This is a genomic window from Pseudoalteromonas sp. MMG033 (genome assembly GCF_057197785.1).
Genome location: NZ_CM170070.1, coordinates 224,878 through 243,529 on the forward strand (window position 1 = coordinate 224,878; position 18,652 = coordinate 243,529).

The window sequence follows — 18,652 nt, forward strand, 5'->3', positions numbered from 1 at the left end:
GCTTAATAGTAAGGTTGATGCTGATCTTAAGCATCTCAACTTTTTTATTTTCTGCCGTATACGCGTATCTTTATTACAACTATATTTTTGAAACTGAGCTCGAGCGCTCAGACAATAGCGTATTGCAAATTAGCCAAACCATCTCTTCAACAGCATCAATTGCGGCTTATCTTGAAGACAAAGATTTAGCCAATGAAGTTGTCAATGGTCTGGTGAGCAATGACATAATTCAATCAGCCGCCTTGACCAACCAAAGTACAGTGCTTGCTAAAAGCATCTTATTTAACGAGCGAGAAACGCTCACTTTTAGCCTGCCTAACCCTTTTATTCTGCAAGAGAACATTGGCTTCATTCATGTCGTGCCGAACACCCAATTTATACGTCAAAACGCCAAAGGCATTGCATTTTCCTCAGTACAAACCTTGCTCATTGTGGTCATTCCCATGCTCCTGCTATTTGCCGCTTTATCTTTTCTATTGGTTTCAAAGCCATTGGGCTATTTAAGCCATCAATTAACAAGTATCACTCCTGGAAGTGCTAACCGGATCCATATTCATGACGCCCATAAGCAGAGTGAAATAGGTCAAATAGGCAAAGGGATCAACGCCATGCTGAGCAATACCGAAATGCTTTTTGAGCAAGAGCGTAGTTTACGGTTAGAGATCGAACAGCTAGAGAAACGCTTTCGCTTGATGTTTGAACGCAGTTCATCACCAACGCTATTGGTACGTGAGCAAGGAGATGTTTCACTCGTCAATGATGCTGCTAAAGATTTGTTAGCGGGTATGGGTGTAGACAGCGAAGAGCGCTTTCCTGACAACTTAGGGCAATATTGTAAGACTCCAGATATTTTGTACACCTTCACCGAAAATAGCATAAAACAAAAACAAGTTATGCAGGCAGAGTTTGAATTTACCAATCCACTCACTTTGTCTTCTGTTTGGCTCAGTATGATCATCCTTAACACAGAAAGTGATGGGCAGTGGTACTTTCAAGTTTTTTTAGCCGATATCACCTCTCGAAAAACCATGATCAATCAACTCAGCCATCGTGCACAGAGAGACAGTTTAACCAGCTTGTATAATCGATACGGTGCAGAGCTGACTCTGCTTGACTGGATTGACACCAAGACTGAATTTAGCCTACTTTTATTGGATCTTGATGAGTTTAAACCCATCAATGACATCTATGGTCATAATGCTGGTGATGAGGTATTGAAACATGTTGCCCAAAGCATTTCTTACATTGTTTCAAACACTGACCTAGTGTGCCGCTGGGGCGGTGATGAATTTGTCATCGCAATGAAAACATCAGACAAATACACCATTAATGCCATTGCCACTAAACTCCTAGATGCGGTAAATACCCCTTTTACGTTTGAGCACAACAAGCACCAGCTAAAGTTACATGTGGGTGTTAGTATTGGTATTTCGCACTTTCCTGAACATGCCGACAACTTAAAAGGCTTGGTCGAATGTGCAGATGTCGCCATGTACACAATTAAAAAAACGACCAAAAATCAATTTACTTATTACTCGGCCTAAAACTCACGCAAAATGCGCTCGTCATACAACTCGATGTCTAAGGTGACGTTATGAGCCTGAGCTAATCCCTCTAGCTCAGCTTGCCATACGGACAGGTCTTCCATGGTGATGGTATTATCATCTAAATGCCACAATTGACGAGACCCGCTGTAACTATATTGGATGGCTAACATGGCATTTGGATCACCCTGTTCAGCCGCCTTTTTAAGTTTCGGCATTTTTCTTGTAATTTTATTCAGCGCTTGTTTAAGCTCCCAAACATAAACAACCTCAGCCATAAATGGGTGGTTTTTTAGTTTTTTCAGGACAGCTGCAATCACTGCACAAGTTACCAACACCCCCAAAAGATTCCAATGAAAGTGACTACCATCACTGTCTGGAAAAAGGTGGATGAGTACTTGGGCAATACCCAAGCTACCAGCGGTTAAACTGACTATGCACAGGCCAATGACCCAATTGAGGTGCTTTCTATATCTTGATTTATCGATATCTTGTAACTGCATGGCATTTCCTATTAAGCGACTTAGAGGCATTTTAATCAGTTAAAAAAGAAAATAAAAAATATATCACCCCTTTTTTTGACCTAGCGCGTTTTACTAGCAAAAAGAAGGGGAAATTATGATGACTACGATGACTGATATCAAAGTACCAACGCCCTATAAAGCGTTAAACAAACTTGTTTTATCTTTTGTTGGTGCACTGTGCGTTACATTTTCTTTGTTCGCTTTCATGCAGCAATTAGTGAGCCAAGATAAAGTGTTTGTCCAAGAGCCTGAGCCCACTTTTGATGTATTCATTTCTCAAGACCTTGAGGATACACCCGTAAAGGTGCGCCAAGTTTTACCGCCACCGCCAAAGCCTGCACCAAAAGCACCACCTAAACCAAACACGCCCCCTGCTGAAACAACAGGTGTAGCGGTAGAGATTAATATTTCTTCAGGAGTTAAATCATCGCCAATTCAAATGCAAAACACATTGCAGATGAGTGACAGTGGCGCAGCGCCCATTGTACGAATTGAGCCAACATACCCAGCGGCAGCGGCAAGAGATGGCATAGAGGGCTGGGTGCAAGTCGCGTTTAGCATTTCGCCTAGCGGACAAGTAATTGATGCACAAGTTATCGATGCCAAACCTAAACGAGTATTTAACCGCGCAGCTCTTAAAGCACTGAAGCGTTGGAAATATCGTCCAAAAGTCATCAATGGCAAACCCGTAGTTCAACCTGGGCAGTCAGTTATGTTAGAGTTTAATTTAAACAAGTAAGCAAACTTGTACATAGCCGCTGAGTTTCGGTTCAGTGGCTACTGATATAGCTTCTGGTGTCAATAAGAAAAAACACGGAGAGAATATGCTACTTGCGATAAAAAACTGGTTCATCCAAGACAAAACTGAAGCACATGATCCCTTAGACGAATTTAAACGCTGCGGTGAGAATCGGTATTTAGAACAGGCAATTGATAGTTTTAATCCTGATCTTTACCACTATTTATGCACACAAAGCGATCCAGAGACTGCAGAGGATATATGCCAAAAGACTTGGCTCGCCATTGTAGAAAAACGTCAATACTACCAAAGCAATAATACGCCCAAAGCGTATATATTCAAAATTGCACGTAATGCCTTAATTGATGAGTTTCGCAAACAAAATAAGTATATATGTGATAGCAACGAAACAGATATCTGCACACAAGATGGTGATAGCAATTTCAATTACGCTTGCAATGAGCAGTTATACAATGCGATTAAAGCACTACCACACGCCCAAAAAGAAGCCGTTTGCTTACAATTGGAAGGGTTCTCACTCAAGCAGATTGCCCAGATCACCACTGCAAACCCTGAAACAATCAAAACGCGCTTGAGATACGCCAAGCAACAACTGAAGCACATGTTAGGAGAGCTAAAATGAGTGACTCAAAACCCAGAATAAACGAGCTCCAGCAAGCGTATTCAGCATCGAAAAGACTAAATAAAATGACCCCAAGACAGGTTAGACGGCTAAAAAGAATAAGTAAACTTGAAAACCGTAAGCACACTAGACAGTTTTGGTTAAGAACCTCAATGTGGGCAAGTTCATGCTGCCTTGTCGCATTAGTAGGCAGCATAACTTTACAAGGCTTGCTGACCGACTTTGAAAACTTCCTTGCACAGGTTGAGCCCCACTCTTTTTCAGCGCAGCACTATCAAGTTATTGAGACACATAATATCGTTGAAGGGCAATATCAAACCACCATTGCACAGCAAAAAGCGCAGCTCGACGACACGCTGGCGGGGTCAAAAGAAACACTCATGGCTGTCCGCCAATTTTACGGCCAATTAGTGCATTCAGAAAAAGATGTATGGTTTATCGCAGACTGTCAAAATCAAACTTTATTAGAAGTACGAAAAAGTTTACTCGAAGAGCTGGGTGTACCTAAAAATAATATGCTTGAATACGAACAAGGACAGTTATTGGCATTGAGTAAAAATCAGTCGGGACAGTTGATTAATATTACCGCCCCAACCTCTGGCAAAAATCTCTATGCGTGCCCTTAAAGCAAAACAACACTCGCTATTATAAACCCAACCAATGCCAAAGCGCCTCCGACAAGGGCATACGGCAGTTGGGTTTTAACATGAGTTAATAAATCACAGCCAGAAGCCAATGCGGACACCGCACTGGTATCTGAGATAGGTGAGCAATGGTCGCCAAAAATACCGCCACTTAAAATCGCGCCGACAACCAGCGAAGGTGGCAACCCCAAAGCTTGGATTAACGGTACACCAATGGGTATCAGTATTGCGAATGTACCCCAAGATGTCCCCGTCGTAAAAGACATCACCGCTCCCGTTAAAAACAAGGTAGGCACGATCAGATACAGGGGTAAGTAATCACCAACAAGCTGTGCCACAAACACTCCCGTGCCCAACTCCTTTAAACTTGCCCCCAAAGTCAGAGATAGCAAAACAATACTCACCAAGGGCAAGAGTTCTCCCATGCCCTTAAAGCCAATATCAATCAATTGATTATGCGTAAATTGGCGCCCTGTAAGTAACATCAAATAAGCAACCGCACATGCCAACACGGTCGCATATAATACCGATTTAGAGCCGCTGCCGCTGGCGAGCACGCCATCGCCCGTCCACAACATAAAGCCAATCATGCCAAAGATAAGTACGCCAAGCGGCACCAGCATAAATCGTGCACGCGAGGCTTTTGGCCCTGCATCTAATTCTAACTTCGTCTGCTTTAGTTCATCCTCAGCGACTTTCATCTGGCCATGAACCTTATCAAACACTATGGTGTAGAGCACGATTATCAGCGTAATAATGGCATAGAAGTTAAAAGCGACACTGCCCCACAACACACTGACAGCTGACTGTTCAAGTTCATAATTACTCAGCAAACCCAAAACAAACGCACCCCAACCGTTAAGCAAGATCAAAATACAAACAGGCGCACTGGTACTATCTATAATATAAGCAAGCCGTGCTCGACTCATTTTGAACTTATCAAATAAGCCACGTGCAAAAATGCCCGAAGTGAGCACACTCATATTCGACTCGATAAAAACAGCAGTGCCTGTAAACATGGTCAACAGACCCACTTGCTTTTTATTTTTTACAACACCTATGCGCATCAATTTTTGCACTGTTGCTGATACGCCTCCGGACTCTCGGATATACGCCAATAGTGCCCCAATCACGATACTAAAAATTAGAATTCGACTATTCCCAGCGGATGTTGCTACCCCGATTATTCGTTCAATACTATTAATAAATGTAACGAAAATAGATTGCTCACCTTTAACCAATACCAGTAAAAATTCTGACGATAACAAAGCCAATATTAAGGCAACGATCACTTCCTTTCGCCAGAAAACAACGGCTATTGCAATGAGTGGGGGCAAGATAGAATACCAAGACATAGCTTTCCTTTTATTGTTTTCATTGAGTTGAAAAGCGCTGATAACAGTAGCAAAGACGTAAATTCATACTTATATTGTCATCATACATGCGTAATTTATAACCATGGTAGCTTAAACACTTATTTAAAAAAACCTTCTATTTCGGGTATATAAATTCACAAATGCAACAATAGTACCCCTACCAGAGCCACATAAATCAAAAAACGCAATAATATTCCGAAACAATCTATCGCAACGTTCCAATTGAACCTATAATATGGACAGTTTAAGTTAGTTTTAGTTACCAGGTGATCCTCATGTCTACTTTTGTAAAAATAAAGGCCTTGAAGCCTTCGCTATCACAAAGTGAAGCTAAGTTGGCAGACTTTACGTTGAAGTCAGGTGCAAAAATTCGCGGCCTGTCGTCTATTGAACTCGCAAAGTCAGCAGGTGTTAGTCAGTCAAGCGTTGTTAAATTTGCTCAGAAACTAGGTTATAAAGGGTTTCCAGCATTTAAGTTAGCTGTTGTAGATGCGTTAAATGAACAAACACAAGAAGATACGCCGCTATCAAATGAGATAGAACAAAATGATTCTATTGCACACATCTCAGAAAAGCTGATCGCGAATCAACAAGCAACGCTTGTTGCAACCAGCAAGTTAAATACGCCAGAATTGTTTGAGCAAGCTGTACAAGCAATCAAAGGCGCAAAAAAAGTCATGGTATGCGCTATTGGTTCAACGCATACAATGGCACAAGACCTAACTTTAAAGTTACAAAAGCTAGGTGTTTGTGCAGTCACACACGTTGATGAACTGAGTGCTGCGAGTTACATTGCCACAATGGGCAAAGATGACTTATTTATCTGCCTAAGTAATTCAGGAACCGTCAAAAGTATCGTTAAGCTGGCTCAACAAGCTAAAGCCAATGAATGCCAAATTTTGGCACTCACTCGATATGGTCACAGCGAACTGGCAACTTATGCTGATAGCTGCTTGTACTGTATTCAAGAAGCAGAAGCTGTCAAACACTCAGCAGTATTGACTCGTGCTTCTTTAGGTTACCTAATTGACGTGCTGTTTATCTCTTTGGCACAGTCAAACCTACACTGGCAGCGACGCGCAGATCGCTCCAATGAATACATGAGCGATATGTTAAACATCTAGTCTCATGCATCAGGTGCCTTATCTTTTATATAATAGATAAGGCACTCTTTGCAGTTTAAATTCTGCCACTTCCTGACGCCAAATAGCTTCAATTTGATGTGATTTTAGCCCTTGTTCAAGGCCAAGCCTTATTAGATTAGTCCCTGCTAGCTTATCTAAAAACTTGGGTGATGTGATAAACCGTTGGTTATGTTGTTCAAATGCACTATATGCTGCAACAAACCATGTTAAATCAAATCCCTTTAGCTTGCTTTGACGCAGATCCCGACCCCATACTTGTTTACCTTCTAGTTTTGGAAAACGTGCCGCACCAACAATTGACCGCGGTGAGAAAGAAAATACGCCCAGCTTAACTTGATTATGTCCATACACTTGAAAAGGAAAATCGGTACCCCGTCCTACCGACACAGCTGTTGCTTCAAAAAAACATAATGATGGATATAAATAAATTGCCTGTTGATTCGGTAAATTAGGACTGGGTGCAACAGGTAAAATATATTCATCGAACGCATCATAGTTGGCTACTGGGACCACCTCGAGGTTTAGATCATTGGTGCCTGATAACCACCCTTCCCCCTCGATCATTAAGGCCAGTTCTCCAACCGTCATCCCATGAAGTATAGGAATTGGATGCATACCCACAAACGAGCTATACGCTTTATCTAAAACAGGCCCATCAACATGCAGAATATTTGGATTTGGTCTGTCTAATACGATAAACGCTTTTTGGTGCTCTTTTGCGGCCTGCATCATATAATGCATCGTGCTAATATAGGTATAAAATCGCACGCCAACATCTTGAATATCAAAGATGAGTACATCTAAATCAACAAGCACATCTCTACTTGGGCGCTTTTGCTTACCATAAAGGGATACTATGGGCAGTCCTGTTTTCGCATCAATACTATTGTTGATATGCGCGCCTGCATCTTGGTCGCCTCTGAAACCGTGTTCAGGCGAAAAAATCCTAACGACATTAATATTTTCCGCGAGTAAAAAGTCAACCAAGTGCTCATCTGCAACCCGAGAAGATTGATTTACAATTAAGCCAACCCGCTTATCTTGTAAAAGTGGTAAATATATCTTTGGCTGCTGTGCGCCAACCTCTATAGCAACTGATTTCAGCGCAATCAAAGGCAACATGGTTAAGAGAATAAAATTAAAGAAAATAGCACGCACCTACACCGTAACTCCTATAGCACACAATGACTGGGCAATATGCCTGATCAGCACCAAAAAAAGAACCTTTTTTTGACTTTTACATGGGCTTCAATTTCAATATTCTCTAGTAAAAAGAAAGGCTTCACAATTTCCAATTGGGCCTGCGTCAAGCGCTTGCTCTTTAATGCCGAGATAATACTATCTTGCTCAAGTGTGGCTTCTTTAAATCCACATTCAACAAATAGCACACTTTCTTCATGCTGCAGCCTAATATTTTGATATAACTGAGCTAATTGAACGCCCGAATAAGTTGTTTTCATTACTTGTACCTTCATACACAATTGATGTTAGGTACAAGTGTATGTAATGGCTTGATAGTAAAATTGGATAAATGCGACATTTGATATGACGCAGTGGACGCGGGACGTACTTTGTAAAGAGTGAACCTCTCGCTGGCTCAAAGCACCTCAGAATATTCAGATCTCTAAACTGATTCAAATTTCAGACATAAAAAACCAACTATCGTCGGTGTTTATCTCATGTTTTATTACTTGAGTGAAGTAAATTTACGTCATCTCAAAAGAGATGGCGGACGCGGGACGTACTTTGTGAAGAGTGACTCTCTGGCTGGCTCAAAGCACCTCAGAATATTCAGATCTGTAAACTGGTTCAGATTTCAGGCATAAAAAATGATATTCGTCGGTATTTATCTCATGTTTTACTACTTGAGTGAAGTAACCACTTTAAATAAAGTGGCGGACGCGGGACGTACTTTGTGAAGAGTGAACCTCTGGCTGGCTCAAAGCACCTCAGAATATTCAGTTCTGTAAACTGGTTCAGATTTCAGGCATAAAAAAACCGACTTTCGTCGGTATTTATCTCATGTTTTACTACTTGAGTGAAGTAAATTTATGTCATCTCAAAAGAGATGGCGGACGCGGGAGGATTCGAACCTCCGACCGCCTGGTTCGTAGCCAGGTACTCTATCCAGCTGAGCTACGCGTCCGCAATATCAATTTTAACACTCGGTAAGTGCCTCTTTTATTTTTCCACTTAGAGATAAGTGGCGGACGCGGGAGGATTCGAACCTCCGACCGCCTGGTTCGTAGCCAGGTACTCTATCCAGCTGAGCTACGCGTCCGTAATATCAATTTTAACACCTGATAGGTGCCTCTTTTATTTTTCCACTTAGAGATAAGTGGCGGACGCGGGAGGATTCGAACCTCCGACCGCCTGGTTCGTAGCCAGGTACTCTATCCAGCTGAGCTACGCGTCCGCAATATCAATTTTAACACTCGATAAGTGCCTCTTTTATTTTTCCACTTAGAGATAAGTGGCGGACGCGGGAGGATTCGAACCTCCGACCGCCTGGTTCGTAGCCAGGTACTCTATCCAGCTGAGCTACGCGTCCGTAATATCAATTTTAACACTCGATAAGTGCCTCTTTTATTTTTCCACTTAGAGAAAGTGGCGGACGCGGGAGGATTCGAACCTCCGACCGCCTGGTTCGTAGCCAGGTACTCTATCCAGCTGAGCTACGCGTCCGTAATATCAATTTTAACACTCGATAAGTGCCTCTTTTATTTTACCACTTAGAGATAAGTGGCGGACGCGGGAGGATTCGAACCTCCGACCGCCTGGTTCGTAGCCAGGTACTCTATCCAGCTGAGCTACGCGTCCAATTACAAAGATAACCATTTTAATAATGGCGGAGGGGGAGGGATTCGAACCCTCGATAGGGCTACAAACCCTATACTCCCTTAGCAGGGGAGCGCCTTCAGCCACTCGGCCACCTCTCCGTCTTTGTGGGGCGTATAATATAGAACAGAAAAAATAAGTCAAACACTTTTCTTGTAAAAAATGACTATCTGGTGACAGATTGAACACACTGTCTTTTTTTCTAACAATTTGCTCTAATCCTAATCATTTCTGGGGGTTGTGGAGGTGGAAAACTTACTCATTAAGCGCTGTTTATGATCGAATACCTCTTCGAGATAAGAGTCTAAATACCCTAATTTTTGGAATTCGATAATACACTGCCTGCAATACTCCCTTCTTGCGGCTTCATGCTTTAATTGTTCTTCGTCTAATTTCGGCATAATCTATGTTTTCTTATGACTTATTATGTGTGATTCATCCTAAATGCCACGTCAGTATAGAAATGCCATAAGAAATTGCCAACTAACCAGACTGACAAAATTAGAACCCATTTCAGAAACAACAACAATAAAACACTGTTTTCAAATGCAAACACGAATTTTATTGAGAAATTTGAAATTATTTTTGAGAGATGTCTTACAAAAATAAAAGAAAAGCACCGCACACAGACTTTAGAGCAAAACATCCCTAATGGTCGTAATTTCTTTTGTCTCATATAAAGCAATAAAAGAGTATGACACGCTAACAGCTGTGTTCAGTTTAGTAATGCCGAAATTATCGATAGAGCTCTGAAGATATGAACCAAAAAAAACGGCTTTCCTAGAAAGCCGTTTTTTCGATTAGCCTGTTATCAATCCGCTTGCGGGCGCATATGCGGGAACAAGATAACGTCTTTAATCGTTGGTGAGTCAGTAAATAACATGACTAGGCGGTCAATACCGATACCTTCACCCGCTGTCGGCGGTAAGCCATATTCAAGCGCTTGAATATAATCCGCATCGTAGTGCATTGCTTCATCATCACCAGCATCTTTTTCTTCAACCTGACGTGCAAAACGCTCAGCTTGGTCTTGTGCATCGTTCAGCTCAGAGAAACCATTCGCAAGCTCACGACCACCCACGAAAAACTCGAAACGGTCAGTGATGAATGGGTTTTCATCATTACGACGTGCAAGTGGCGACACTTCCCACGGGTACTCAGTGATGAAAGTCGGTTGAATTAGCTTGTGCTCAGCTGTTTCTTCGAAGATCTCACATAAGAATTTACCCGCACCCCAAACACACTTTTCAGGGATCTTAACATGTACTTTCTTCGCATAAGCGACTAGCTCATCAAAGTGGTTTTCCGGATCTTTGAAGATATGCGCGATTTCTTCAGCATCAGGACCATACTTGATGATTGCATCAGCCATAGATAGACGCTCGAATTGCTTACCAAAGTCATATTCGATGGTCTCAACAACTTCGCCTTCTGCGTTCTTAACTGTGTTAATCACCGTTGTTGTACCAAGTACGTCTTGTGCAACAGTACGAAGCATGTCTTCAGTTAAGTTCATTAGATCGTTATAGTCAGCGTATGCTTGGTAGAATTCAATCATTGTGAATTCTGGGTTATGACGCGTTGAAAGACCTTCGTTACGGAAGTTACGGTTGATCTCAAATACACGGTCAAAGCCACCAACTACTAGACGCTTAAGATAAAGCTCTGGTGCGATACGTAAGTACATGTCGATGTCTAGCGCATTATGGTGAGTCACGAATGGACGTGCCGTTGCACCACCAGGAATAACCTGAAGCATTGGCGTTTCAACTTCCATGAAGTCACGCTCAGCTAAGAAACGACGAATACCTTCAATCACTTTTGAACGAATACGGAAAGTTTCACGCGTATCCATGTTTGTGATTAGGTCTACGTAACGCTGGCGGTATTTCGCTTCTTGGTCTGTTAAACCATGAAACTTCTCTGGTAATGGACGTAGTGACTTAGTCAGCAACTCATACTGAACCATGTCTACGTATAGGTCGCCTTTACCTGATTTATGAAGTGGACCTGAAACACCGATGATGTCACCGATATCTAGTTGGCCATATTTTTCTTTCAGCGTTTTTTGTACATCTTTTGACGCATATGCTTGGATACGACCTTTCATATCTTGTAATACAAGGAAAGGACCGCGTTTAGCAAGAATACGACCTGCTACCGACACCTGATGGTCTAACTCAACAAGCTCTTCTTTCGATTTATCACCAAACTTAGCCTGTAGATCAGCCGTATAGTCTTCGCGGCGGAAGGTGTTCGGGTGGCCATTGGCATCACAATTCTCACGAATTGCATCCAACTTAGCACGACGCTCAGCAATGAGTTTATTTTCGTCTTGGATTTGATCTGTCATTTTTTAGCTCTTAGTTTAGCTTGTTGATTAAAGGCCTGATTTCAGGCTAGCTTCGATAAATTTATCTAAATCACCGTCTAATACTGCTTGAGTATTACGGTTTTCAACGCCGGTACGTAAATCTTTAATTCGAGAATCGTCTAATACGTATGAACGAATTTGACTACCCCAACCGATATCAGATTTAGCATCTTCTTGAGACTGCTTCTCGGCGTTTTGTTTTTTCATTTCAAGTTCAAACAATTTAGCTTTTAACTGCTTCATTGCTTGCGCCTTGTTTTTGTGCTGTGAACGGTCATTCTGACACTGCACAACAGTATTCGTTGGTAAGTGGGTAATACGTACCGCAGACTCTGTACGGTTTACGTGCTGACCACCCGCACCCGACGCGCGATATACGTCAATACGTAAATCCGCTGGGTTAATATCAATTTCAATATTGTCGTCAATTTCTGGGTAAATAAATGCAGAGGCAAACGAAGTATGACGACGACCTGTTGAGTCGAATGGGCTCTTACGCACTAAGCGATGTACGCCAGTTTCTGTGCGTAACCAACCGTAAGCATATTCACCTGACACACGTACAGTCGCACCTTTAATGCCGGCAACGTCACCGTCAGTTGCTTCAACGATTTCAACTTTGAAGCCTTTGGCTTCAGCCCAGCGCAAATACATACGCAGCAGCATGTTACACCAATCTTGCGCTTCAGTACCGCCCGAACCTGACTGTAAATCGATGTAGGCATCGTTGGCATCTTGCTCGCCTGAGAACATGCGGCGGAATTCTAGTTTTTCTAATTGACCAACTAAGCCTTCTACTTCTTGCTGCGCTTCAACGAAAGTATCTTCATCTTCCGCTTCAACTGCTAGCTCGACCAAGCCTTCAGCATCATCTGCGCCACCAACAAGGTTATCAATGGTTTCAACAATCGCTTCTAGATTCGATTTCTCACGGCCCAGCGCTTGGGCTTTTTCTGGCTCATTCCATACTGCTGGATCTTCAAGTTCGGCATTGACTTCCTCTAAACGCTCTTGTTTTAGAGCATAGTCAAAGATACCCCCGAAGAAGCTCAGTACGTTCGCGAATTTCCTTGATTTGGTTAATCACAGGATTCACTTCAAACATCTACATTACTCCAATTTACGCCTTTAACATCTAGCCCATACACCGTAATTTATTCGCTATGCTACGGCGTTTATTCAGACAGGCTATCTAAACGGCCAATAGTAACAAAATTTACCACCATATATCAGCCCCAAAATACGATAATTTTGGGGTTTCGCATGGATAACTGAGGTCACTGCGTTTAATCGCAAGAAAATATCCAAAGCTAGTTTGTAACGGCTTGGATCTCACGAACAATCAACTGCAATGAAAACTTGCCTCTAAACTCGTTGATATCGAGTTGATACGCCACCTCAGCGAACTGGGCAGACATATTTGGCCACGCCCTCAAATCCACATTAAATGCGATGGCATCCACCAGCTTACCAGTCGGGTGTTTTAGCACTAATTTAAGATGTTTTTCGGCAACCAAACGCTGCTGTACCAACTCAAAGCGTTCACTAAAAATGGGCTCAGGGAATTGCTGCCCCCATGGCCCTGCCGCTTGGAGCATATTTGCAAAGTCCATATTAAAACACTCGCTCGGTAACGCACCATCGGTCAGCAACACGCTTTGCTTCAATTCTTCAGTCAATTGCTTTTCGACTTGCGCTTCAAACGCAGTTTTGAATTCAGCAAATTGTGACTCATTAATACTGAGCCCGGCCGCCATAGCATGACCACCGAACTTCAAAATGAGGCCTGGGTTTTGTGTGTTAATGTGCTCCAATAGATCACGCATATGAACGCCTTCAATCGATCTACACGAGCCTTTGATCTGACCATCATCCCCTTGCGCAAAAATCACCGCGGGTCTGTGATATTTTTCCTTCAGTCGACCAGCCAAGATACCAATAACACCTTGATGCCAGTCATCCTGATACAAACACACCGCCGTTGGTACGCTTTGGGTTTTATTGCTTAATCGCTCTAAAACGGCGTTTGCTTCTTGCTGCATCCCCTGCTCTATTTCGCGTCTTTCATGATTTAAGCTATCAAGCTCATTCGCAATCCGGCGCGCTTGATATTCATCTTTCGCTAACAGACAAGCTATACCCAAGCTCATGTCATCCAAACGACCCGCCGCATTGAGCCTTGGTGCTAACGAAAAACCAAAATCACTGGCCGTTAACCGGTTCATATTACGATTAGACACTTCAATCAGGGCTTTTATGCCAGGTCGTGTCTGACCATTTTTTATACGAGCCAACCCTTGAAAAACCAAAGTACGGTTGTTTGCATCTAACGCAACCACATCGGCCACTGTGCCCAATGCCACAATATCGAGTAACGAGGCTAAATTGGGTTCTGGACGTTGGCTATTTTCGAAATAAGACACCGAGCGCAGATGATGCCGCAATGCAATTAATAGATAAAATGCTACCCCAACACCTGCTATCGACTTTGATGGAAACTGACAATCATGGCGGTTTGGATTAATGATTGCATCGGCATTAGGCAACTGCTCACCCTGTAAATGGTGATCGGTCACGATAACATTGATACCAGCAGCCTTTACAATGTCGATACCCGCAATACAGGAAATGCCATTATCAACCGTTATCACAAGATCTGGACCTAGTTGCACTATTTGCTCGGCTAATGCTGGGCTGAGCCCGTAACCTAGACTAAACCTATCTGGCACCAAATAATCAACATGATTAAAACCAAACTCAGGCAACCCTTGCATCAATACCGCAGTGCTAGTTGCCCCATCAGCATCAAAGTCACCTACAATCAGAATGCGTTGCTGCGCATTGAGTGTGGCGGCCAAAATCTCACAAGCCACTGTGATATCTTTAAATAGCTTAAAATCTAGCAGTGTCGCTGCACTGTTATTTAACTCAGCCGCAGATTGTACACCACGCGAGGCATAGAGCTGTTTAATAACGGGATGAAGGTTATCCGGCAAGTAGCTATCATCAACATGCTGTCGAGGCTGGATCTTAGTTTGCATAGAACTCTGATTACTCTTTATCTGACTTTAGTTATTCCAGTTTGCGGCTACAAATAAGTGGACGGATGACATTTGCAGGCACAAAAAAAGGCCTGACGGCCTTTTTATCATAATGGGTCTATTATACGTAAAGCTTAAGACTTTGCATTTCTTTCTAATGAAGCAGCTAGTTCAGCTGCCGGCTGGTAGCCTGGAATGATCGTACCATCATCAAGAATAATCGCAGGCGTTCCAGAAACACCAAACTTTTGGCCCAACTGATAGTGTTCAGCAACTGGTGCTGAGCAATCTTTAACATCAGCTACAGGATTACCCGCTTTCGCTTCAGTCATTGCCGTTGCCGCATCTTTTGCACACCAAACATTCATTAAATCTTCATAGCCTTGGCTTTGAATACCGCCGCGCGGGAATGCAAGATATTTGACCGTGATCCCAGCTGCTAGGTAATCCTCTAGTTCACGGTGAAGTTTACGACAGTAACCGCAAGTAATATCGGTAAAAATTGTCACCTGATGCTTTTCATTTTCAGCTTTGTAGACGATCATTGAGTCTTCGTACTGCTTTAAGCCTTCTTTGCGAACGCCACTTAGCGCATCTTCTGTTAAGTTTTTTCTATTTGGAATATCGATTAAAGCACCCTGCATTAAATAACGGCCATCAGTGCTAGAATAAAACACACCGCGGTCGGTGATCACGGTTTTCAACCCAGGAATTGGACTATCTGTAATTTCATTCACTGATAAACCAAGGCCAGCAAGAGACTGCTGAATAGGATTAATTGCAAAAACACCTTCTTTTTGCGCTGTTTCTTCTGCATAAGCAGAAGCACTGACCGCAAGCGCGGCTGCTAAAAATAACTTTTTCATCTTTGTTCTCGTAAATTCGTTTTTCATTCACCAATAAGACCGTAAAACTACAATAAAATTCCATTAAGCCCTAGGATGATGTTGCTCGTGCAGAGATTTTAAACGCTCACTAGCAACATGGGTATAAATTTGTGTCGTTGACAAGTCACTATGACCCAACATCATTTGCACAACGCGTAAGTCTGCTCCATGATTCAGCAAGTGTGTTGCAAATGCATGACGTAACGTATGTGGAGATAATGGAGACTTAACATCAGCCAACATAGCATAGTGTTTGATTCTATGCCAAAAAGTTTGCCGCGTCATGCCGATGCCGCGCTTCGAGGGAAAGACAAAATCGTTGGCATGTTTCACCATTTGAGGTCTACCAACACTCAAAAATTGCTCCACCCAACGCAATGATTCTTCACCCATTGGCACCATGCGCTCTTTGCCGCCTTTACCCTTAACTAACACAACCGCTTGACGCAAGTTGATTTGCTCAATCCTCAAACCAACCAGTTCAGTTACTCGAAGGCCCGTTGCATACAGTAGTTCCAACATGGCTTTATCTCTAAGCCCCATTGCATCTTCAATATTCGGCGCATTTAACAATGCTTCAACTTCCTGCTCTGACAGCGTTTTTGGTAAAGATTGCACTGTTTTAGGTTGTGCAATATTCACAAGTGGACTTTGGCTGATTTTTTTGTGATTTACCCAGTAAAGATAAAATCGCTTCAAGGCACTAATTGATCTGGCTGTACTTCTTGGTTTAAGGCCCAGATCAACGCGATATGCTAAATAAGCCTCTACATCTGCCACACTGACGGCCAATATATCTTGGCCTTCAAGCTGCGTCTGTATAAAGCTTGAAAATTTCTCCAAGTCTGTGCGATACGCGGAAATGGTATTGTCACTCAACCCCTGCTCTAAAAATAAGGCGTCTAAGAATGATTCTATCGGGTCGAAATCATCCTCTTCTATTTCTGATATGGTTTCTTGTTCGTTCACGGGCTGCCTGTATCAATTGATTAAACCTTAAGGTAGACTGCCTCCACATAATAACAGCCATTTGAGTGAAGAATACAATGCAAATCGGGTTATTTTACGGTTCAACAACCTGTTATACAGAAATGGCCGCTGAAAAAATACAAGAAATCATTGGTAAAGATGTCATTTCTTTACACAACATCAAAGATGAACCACTGAAAAATGCAGAGCAATTCGACTTTGTAATCTTTGGTATTTCAACGTGGGACTTTGGTGAATTACAAGAAGACTGGGAATCACATTGGGACGACATCGATGGTGTTGAACTCAGTGGAAAGACCATTGCCTTATTTGGCATGGGCGACCAACAAGGTTATGGCCAGTGGTTCCAAGATGCACTGGGTATGCTGCACGATAAAATTGCCCCTCAAGGCGTTAATTTCATCGGCTTTTGGCCAAATTCAGATGACTATGAATTTGAAGCATCAAAAGCACTGACAGAAGATGGAAAACACTTTGTCGGTTTGGCTTTAGATGAAGACAGCCAATATGAGAAAAGTGATGAGCGTATCGCGACTTGGATTGAACAAGTTATGACTGAATACGCAGCGACACTATAAATGCATTTGAGCGGGCACACCCGCTCACACAATCTTCAAGCCCAAGAAACCTGTCTTATCCACGTCTGCATTTTTGGAAACCCTTGTTCTTTGCAACTCATCTGATAAGCACCTAATAACGGATGACCGATACCTCCTCCTTGTTCAAATGCACTAATTAAGCTCTCACTATTACCTCTGTATCCCGCGTCATGAAATACAACATCAAGAGAAAATCCGAGATGTTTTGCAGCCGCGACTGACCAAGCTGTTGCCGCCATTTCCTCCCCCATCATTTGCTGTTTTGGGCGTTGATGCTTTAACCCTGTTTTATAAATATCACCATCTAAAAGGTGCCGCTCTTTTGGCTCGCATACGGCGTAGTGCCCAGCTTCATGCAATATATCACCAGGGTATATCAGTTTATCCATGTCGATTTCTAACATCCCATGATTATGCCTAAGCCCGGGTAAAAAAGTCTCTTGTGCAAAGCTCACCACCCTATATGGCAAAGCAATGTCGTCTAAAAAGCCCAATACTTGTTTTATCTGTTGTGCGCGATCCATCACACTCTCCACTCATTGTGCATACGCTCGTGCACAGCTTTTACATTTTTAAATAAAAAGCACGACACAAATGCGTATATTCTGCACTGTACTGATTATTGCCATCATAAATACACAAAGACTCTGCCACCAATGCCTGCTCTACTTTTGATAATTCAAACATGACCCGTGACACAGGTTTAGAGGGCGTCGTTTTCACCTCGCATTGACGAGTCAAAAATAACCCTTGCGAATGCGCTTGCTCAATAAACGCATGTGCACCATCTGTAGGTAGTATAATAGCCAGCCTGCCACATTCAGTGGACAGGCGCAAAAACGATGAAATTAAATCTGCAAAGCTCAGACTATCTGTATGCCTTGCTAAATTCCGCTGTGCATTCTCTCCTTTCAAGCTTGCTTGAAAATAAGGTGGGTTGCTGAATATCAAATCAAACTTATCCGGCGACTCAAATTCTTGCACGGCTATGCGATGTAATCGAATATCTGGCCACGGTGAGCACGCAATATTCTGGCTTGCATCTTTACTTGCCAGCTCATCTATTTCAATCGCAGATAATGTTAATTCAGGTAACCGCTGTTTTACCATTAAACTCAACAACCCGGTACCTGTACCCACATCAAGTACATTTTTTACGTTATCGAGCGATAACCACGCGCCAAACATGATCCCATCCGTTGAAACCTTCATTGCGGCATGGTTTTGGTCAATTTTAAATTGTTTAAATGCAAAGCTTGCCATATTGCACCTTTTAGAAAACGCCAAGCACAAGTATAATTCCGCTAT

General features: G+C 42.6%; 17 protein-coding genes and 7 tRNA genes. 6 read left to right on the forward strand and 18 right to left on the reverse strand.

Going from position 1 to position 18,652, the window contains the following annotated elements:
* Window positions 1-17: 17 nt before the first annotated feature.
* Window positions 18-1,544, forward strand: a complete 1,527-nt coding sequence (locus tag AC2CZC_RS00955; protein WP_484583500.1) for a diguanylate cyclase — start codon at window positions 18-20, stop codon at window positions 1,542-1,544.
* Here AC2CZC_RS00955 and AC2CZC_RS00960 read toward each other — a convergent pair.
* On the reverse strand, window positions 1,541-2,047 hold the full coding sequence (locus AC2CZC_RS00960) for a DUF3087 domain-containing protein (protein ID WP_484583501.1): 507 nt from the start codon (window positions 2,045-2,047) through the stop codon (window positions 1,541-1,543). The two genes, AC2CZC_RS00955 and AC2CZC_RS00960, sit on opposite strands and share 4 nt — an antisense overlap.
* A 115-nt stretch (window positions 2,048-2,162) precedes the next feature.
* On the opposite strand from AC2CZC_RS00960, the gene AC2CZC_RS00965 reads away from it, so the two are divergent.
* From AC2CZC_RS00965 to AC2CZC_RS00975, 3 genes are all read left to right on the forward strand, one after another.
* Complete coding sequence (locus AC2CZC_RS00965) at window positions 2,163-2,807, forward strand: energy transducer TonB (RefSeq protein WP_484583502.1); 645 nt, start codon at window positions 2,163-2,165, stop codon at window positions 2,805-2,807.
* Between the two features lie 85 nt (window positions 2,808-2,892).
* Window positions 2,893-3,450, forward strand: coding sequence for a sigma-70 family RNA polymerase sigma factor (locus AC2CZC_RS00970; protein WP_484583503.1), 558 nt, complete (start codon window positions 2,893-2,895; stop codon window positions 3,448-3,450).
* On the forward strand, window positions 3,447-4,076 hold the full coding sequence (locus tag AC2CZC_RS00975; RefSeq protein ID WP_484583504.1) for a hypothetical protein: 630 nt from the start codon (window positions 3,447-3,449) through the stop codon (window positions 4,074-4,076). Before AC2CZC_RS00970 ends, AC2CZC_RS00975 begins: the two co-directional genes overlap by 4 nt.
* On the opposite strand, the gene AC2CZC_RS00980 is transcribed toward AC2CZC_RS00975, so the two are convergent.
* Window positions 4,073-5,449, reverse strand: a complete 1,377-nt coding sequence (locus AC2CZC_RS00980; protein ID WP_484583505.1) for a Na+/H+ antiporter NhaC family protein — start codon at window positions 5,447-5,449, stop codon at window positions 4,073-4,075. The two genes, AC2CZC_RS00975 and AC2CZC_RS00980, sit on opposite strands and share 4 nt — an antisense overlap.
* Window positions 5,450-5,745: 296 nt before the next feature.
* On the opposite strand from AC2CZC_RS00980, the gene AC2CZC_RS00985 reads away from it, so the two are divergent.
* Window positions 5,746-6,594 (forward strand): MurR/RpiR family transcriptional regulator, encoded by an 849-nt coding sequence (locus AC2CZC_RS00985; RefSeq protein WP_484583506.1) that lies wholly within the window; start codon window positions 5,746-5,748, stop codon window positions 6,592-6,594.
* A gap of 18 nt (window positions 6,595-6,612) precedes the next feature.
* Here the strand turns inward: AC2CZC_RS00985 and AC2CZC_RS00990 are convergent, their stop codons facing one another.
* The 14 genes from AC2CZC_RS00990 to xerD all read right to left on the reverse strand — a co-directional run bounded on the left by AC2CZC_RS00990 (window position 6,613) and on the right by xerD (window position 16,724).
* Window positions 6,613-7,737, reverse strand: coding sequence for an exo-beta-N-acetylmuramidase NamZ family protein (locus tag AC2CZC_RS00990; protein ID WP_484584825.1), 1,125 nt, complete (start codon window positions 7,735-7,737; stop codon window positions 6,613-6,615).
* Between the two features lie 83 nt (window positions 7,738-7,820).
* On the reverse strand, window positions 7,821-8,075 hold the full coding sequence (locus tag AC2CZC_RS00995; RefSeq protein ID WP_484583507.1) for a hypothetical protein: 255 nt from the start codon (window positions 8,073-8,075) through the stop codon (window positions 7,821-7,823).
* Between the two features lie 609 nt (window positions 8,076-8,684).
* Window positions 8,685-8,761, reverse strand: a tRNA-Arg gene (locus AC2CZC_RS01000).
* A 58-nt stretch (window positions 8,762-8,819) separates the two neighbouring features.
* Window positions 8,820-8,896 (reverse strand) — tRNA-Arg (locus AC2CZC_RS01005).
* 58 nt (window positions 8,897-8,954) lie between these two features.
* A tRNA-Arg gene (locus AC2CZC_RS01010) sits at window positions 8,955-9,031 on the reverse strand.
* 58 nt (window positions 9,032-9,089) lie between these two features.
* Window positions 9,090-9,166 (reverse strand) — tRNA-Arg (locus AC2CZC_RS01015).
* Between the two features lie 57 nt (window positions 9,167-9,223).
* Window positions 9,224-9,300: transfer RNA gene (locus AC2CZC_RS01020), tRNA-Arg, on the reverse strand.
* 58 nt (window positions 9,301-9,358) lie between these two features.
* Window positions 9,359-9,435 (reverse strand) — tRNA-Arg (locus AC2CZC_RS01025).
* A gap of 26 nt (window positions 9,436-9,461) precedes the next feature.
* Window positions 9,462-9,554 (reverse strand) — tRNA-Ser (locus AC2CZC_RS01030).
* 710 nt (window positions 9,555-10,264) lie between these two features.
* Entirely contained in the window at window positions 10,265-11,806 is a 1,542-nt protein-coding gene (gene lysS / locus AC2CZC_RS01035; RefSeq protein WP_046354382.1) for a lysine--tRNA ligase, read from the reverse strand.
* Between the two features lie 27 nt (window positions 11,807-11,833).
* Window positions 11,834-12,932, reverse strand: a protein-coding gene (gene prfB, locus AC2CZC_RS01040) for a peptide chain release factor 2 (protein WP_152614627.1) whose coding sequence is annotated in 2 segments (ribosomal slippage) — window positions 11,834-12,856 and window positions 12,858-12,932 — 1,098 coding nt in all. Because the reading frame shifts where the segments join, the coding sequence is not laid out codon by codon here.
* Window positions 12,933-13,137: 205 nt separating this feature from the next.
* Window positions 13,138-14,868: a single-stranded-DNA-specific exonuclease RecJ gene (gene recJ, locus AC2CZC_RS01045; RefSeq protein WP_484583508.1), complete on the reverse strand. Its 1,731-nt coding sequence runs from the start codon at window positions 14,866-14,868 to the stop codon at window positions 13,138-13,140.
* A 134-nt stretch (window positions 14,869-15,002) separates the two neighbouring features.
* Complete coding sequence (gene dsbC, locus AC2CZC_RS01050; RefSeq protein WP_484583509.1) at window positions 15,003-15,734, reverse strand: bifunctional protein-disulfide isomerase/oxidoreductase DsbC; 732 nt, start codon at window positions 15,732-15,734, stop codon at window positions 15,003-15,005.
* Window positions 15,735-15,797: 63 nt separating this feature from the next.
* A complete protein-coding gene (xerD, locus tag AC2CZC_RS01055; protein ID WP_484583510.1) occupies window positions 15,798-16,724 on the reverse strand; it encodes a site-specific tyrosine recombinase XerD in 927 nt (308 codons plus the stop codon).
* A 77-nt stretch (window positions 16,725-16,801) separates the two neighbouring features.
* Here xerD and fldB point away from each other — a divergent pair, with 77 nt between their 5' ends.
* A complete protein-coding gene (gene fldB / locus AC2CZC_RS01060) occupies window positions 16,802-17,323 on the forward strand; it encodes a flavodoxin FldB (RefSeq protein WP_484583511.1) in 522 nt (173 codons plus the stop codon).
* A 35-nt stretch (window positions 17,324-17,358) separates the two neighbouring features.
* Here the strand turns inward: fldB and AC2CZC_RS01065 are convergent, their stop codons facing one another.
* Entirely contained in the window at window positions 17,359-17,868 is a 510-nt protein-coding gene (locus AC2CZC_RS01065) for a hypothetical protein (RefSeq protein WP_484583512.1), read from the reverse strand.
* Window positions 17,869-17,908: 40 nt separating this feature from the next.
* Entirely contained in the window at window positions 17,909-18,607 is a 699-nt protein-coding gene (locus tag AC2CZC_RS01070) for a tRNA1(Val) (adenine(37)-N6)-methyltransferase (RefSeq protein WP_484583513.1), read from the reverse strand.
* Between the last annotated feature and the right edge of the window lie 45 nt (window positions 18,608-18,652).

Bases quoted from the DNA above. Each gene is read 5' to 3' on its own strand.
- AC2CZC_RS00955 (WP_484583500.1), top strand. From the start codon at position 18: ATGCTGATCTTAAGCATCTCAACTTTTTTATTTTCTGCCGTATACGCG.
- lysS (WP_046354382.1), bottom strand. From the start codon at position 11,806: ATGACAGATCAAATCCAAGACGAAAATAAACTCATTGCTGAGCGTCGT.
- AC2CZC_RS00965 (WP_484583502.1), top strand. From the start codon at position 2,163: ATGATGACTACGATGACTGATATCAAAGTACCAACGCCCTATAAAGCG.
- fldB (WP_484583511.1), top strand. From the start codon at position 16,802: ATGCAAATCGGGTTATTTTACGGTTCAACAACCTGTTATACAGAAATG.
- recJ (WP_484583508.1), bottom strand. From the start codon at position 14,868: ATGCAAACTAAGATCCAGCCTCGACAGCATGTTGATGATAGCTACTTG.
- AC2CZC_RS00960 (WP_484583501.1), bottom strand. From the start codon at position 2,047: ATGCAGTTACAAGATATCGATAAATCAAGATATAGAAAGCACCTCAAT.
- AC2CZC_RS00985 (WP_484583506.1), top strand. From the start codon at position 5,746: ATGTCTACTTTTGTAAAAATAAAGGCCTTGAAGCCTTCGCTATCACAA.
- AC2CZC_RS01065 (WP_484583512.1), bottom strand. From the start codon at position 17,868: ATGGATCGCGCACAACAGATAAAACAAGTATTGGGCTTTTTAGACGAC.
- dsbC (WP_484583509.1), bottom strand. From the start codon at position 15,734: ATGAAAAAGTTATTTTTAGCAGCCGCGCTTGCGGTCAGTGCTTCTGCT.
- AC2CZC_RS00980 (WP_484583505.1), bottom strand. From the start codon at position 5,449: ATGTCTTGGTATTCTATCTTGCCCCCACTCATTGCAATAGCCGTTGTT.
- AC2CZC_RS01070 (WP_484583513.1), bottom strand. From the start codon at position 18,607: ATGGCAAGCTTTGCATTTAAACAATTTAAAATTGACCAAAACCATGCC.
- AC2CZC_RS00975 (WP_484583504.1), top strand. From the start codon at position 3,447: ATGAGTGACTCAAAACCCAGAATAAACGAGCTCCAGCAAGCGTATTCA.
- AC2CZC_RS00995 (WP_484583507.1), bottom strand. From the start codon at position 8,075: ATGAAAACAACTTATTCGGGCGTTCAATTAGCTCAGTTATATCAAAAT.
- AC2CZC_RS00970 (WP_484583503.1), top strand. From the start codon at position 2,893: ATGCTACTTGCGATAAAAAACTGGTTCATCCAAGACAAAACTGAAGCA.
- AC2CZC_RS00990 (WP_484584825.1), bottom strand. From the start codon at position 7,737: ATGTTGCCTTTGATTGCGCTGAAATCAGTTGCTATAGAGGTTGGCGCA.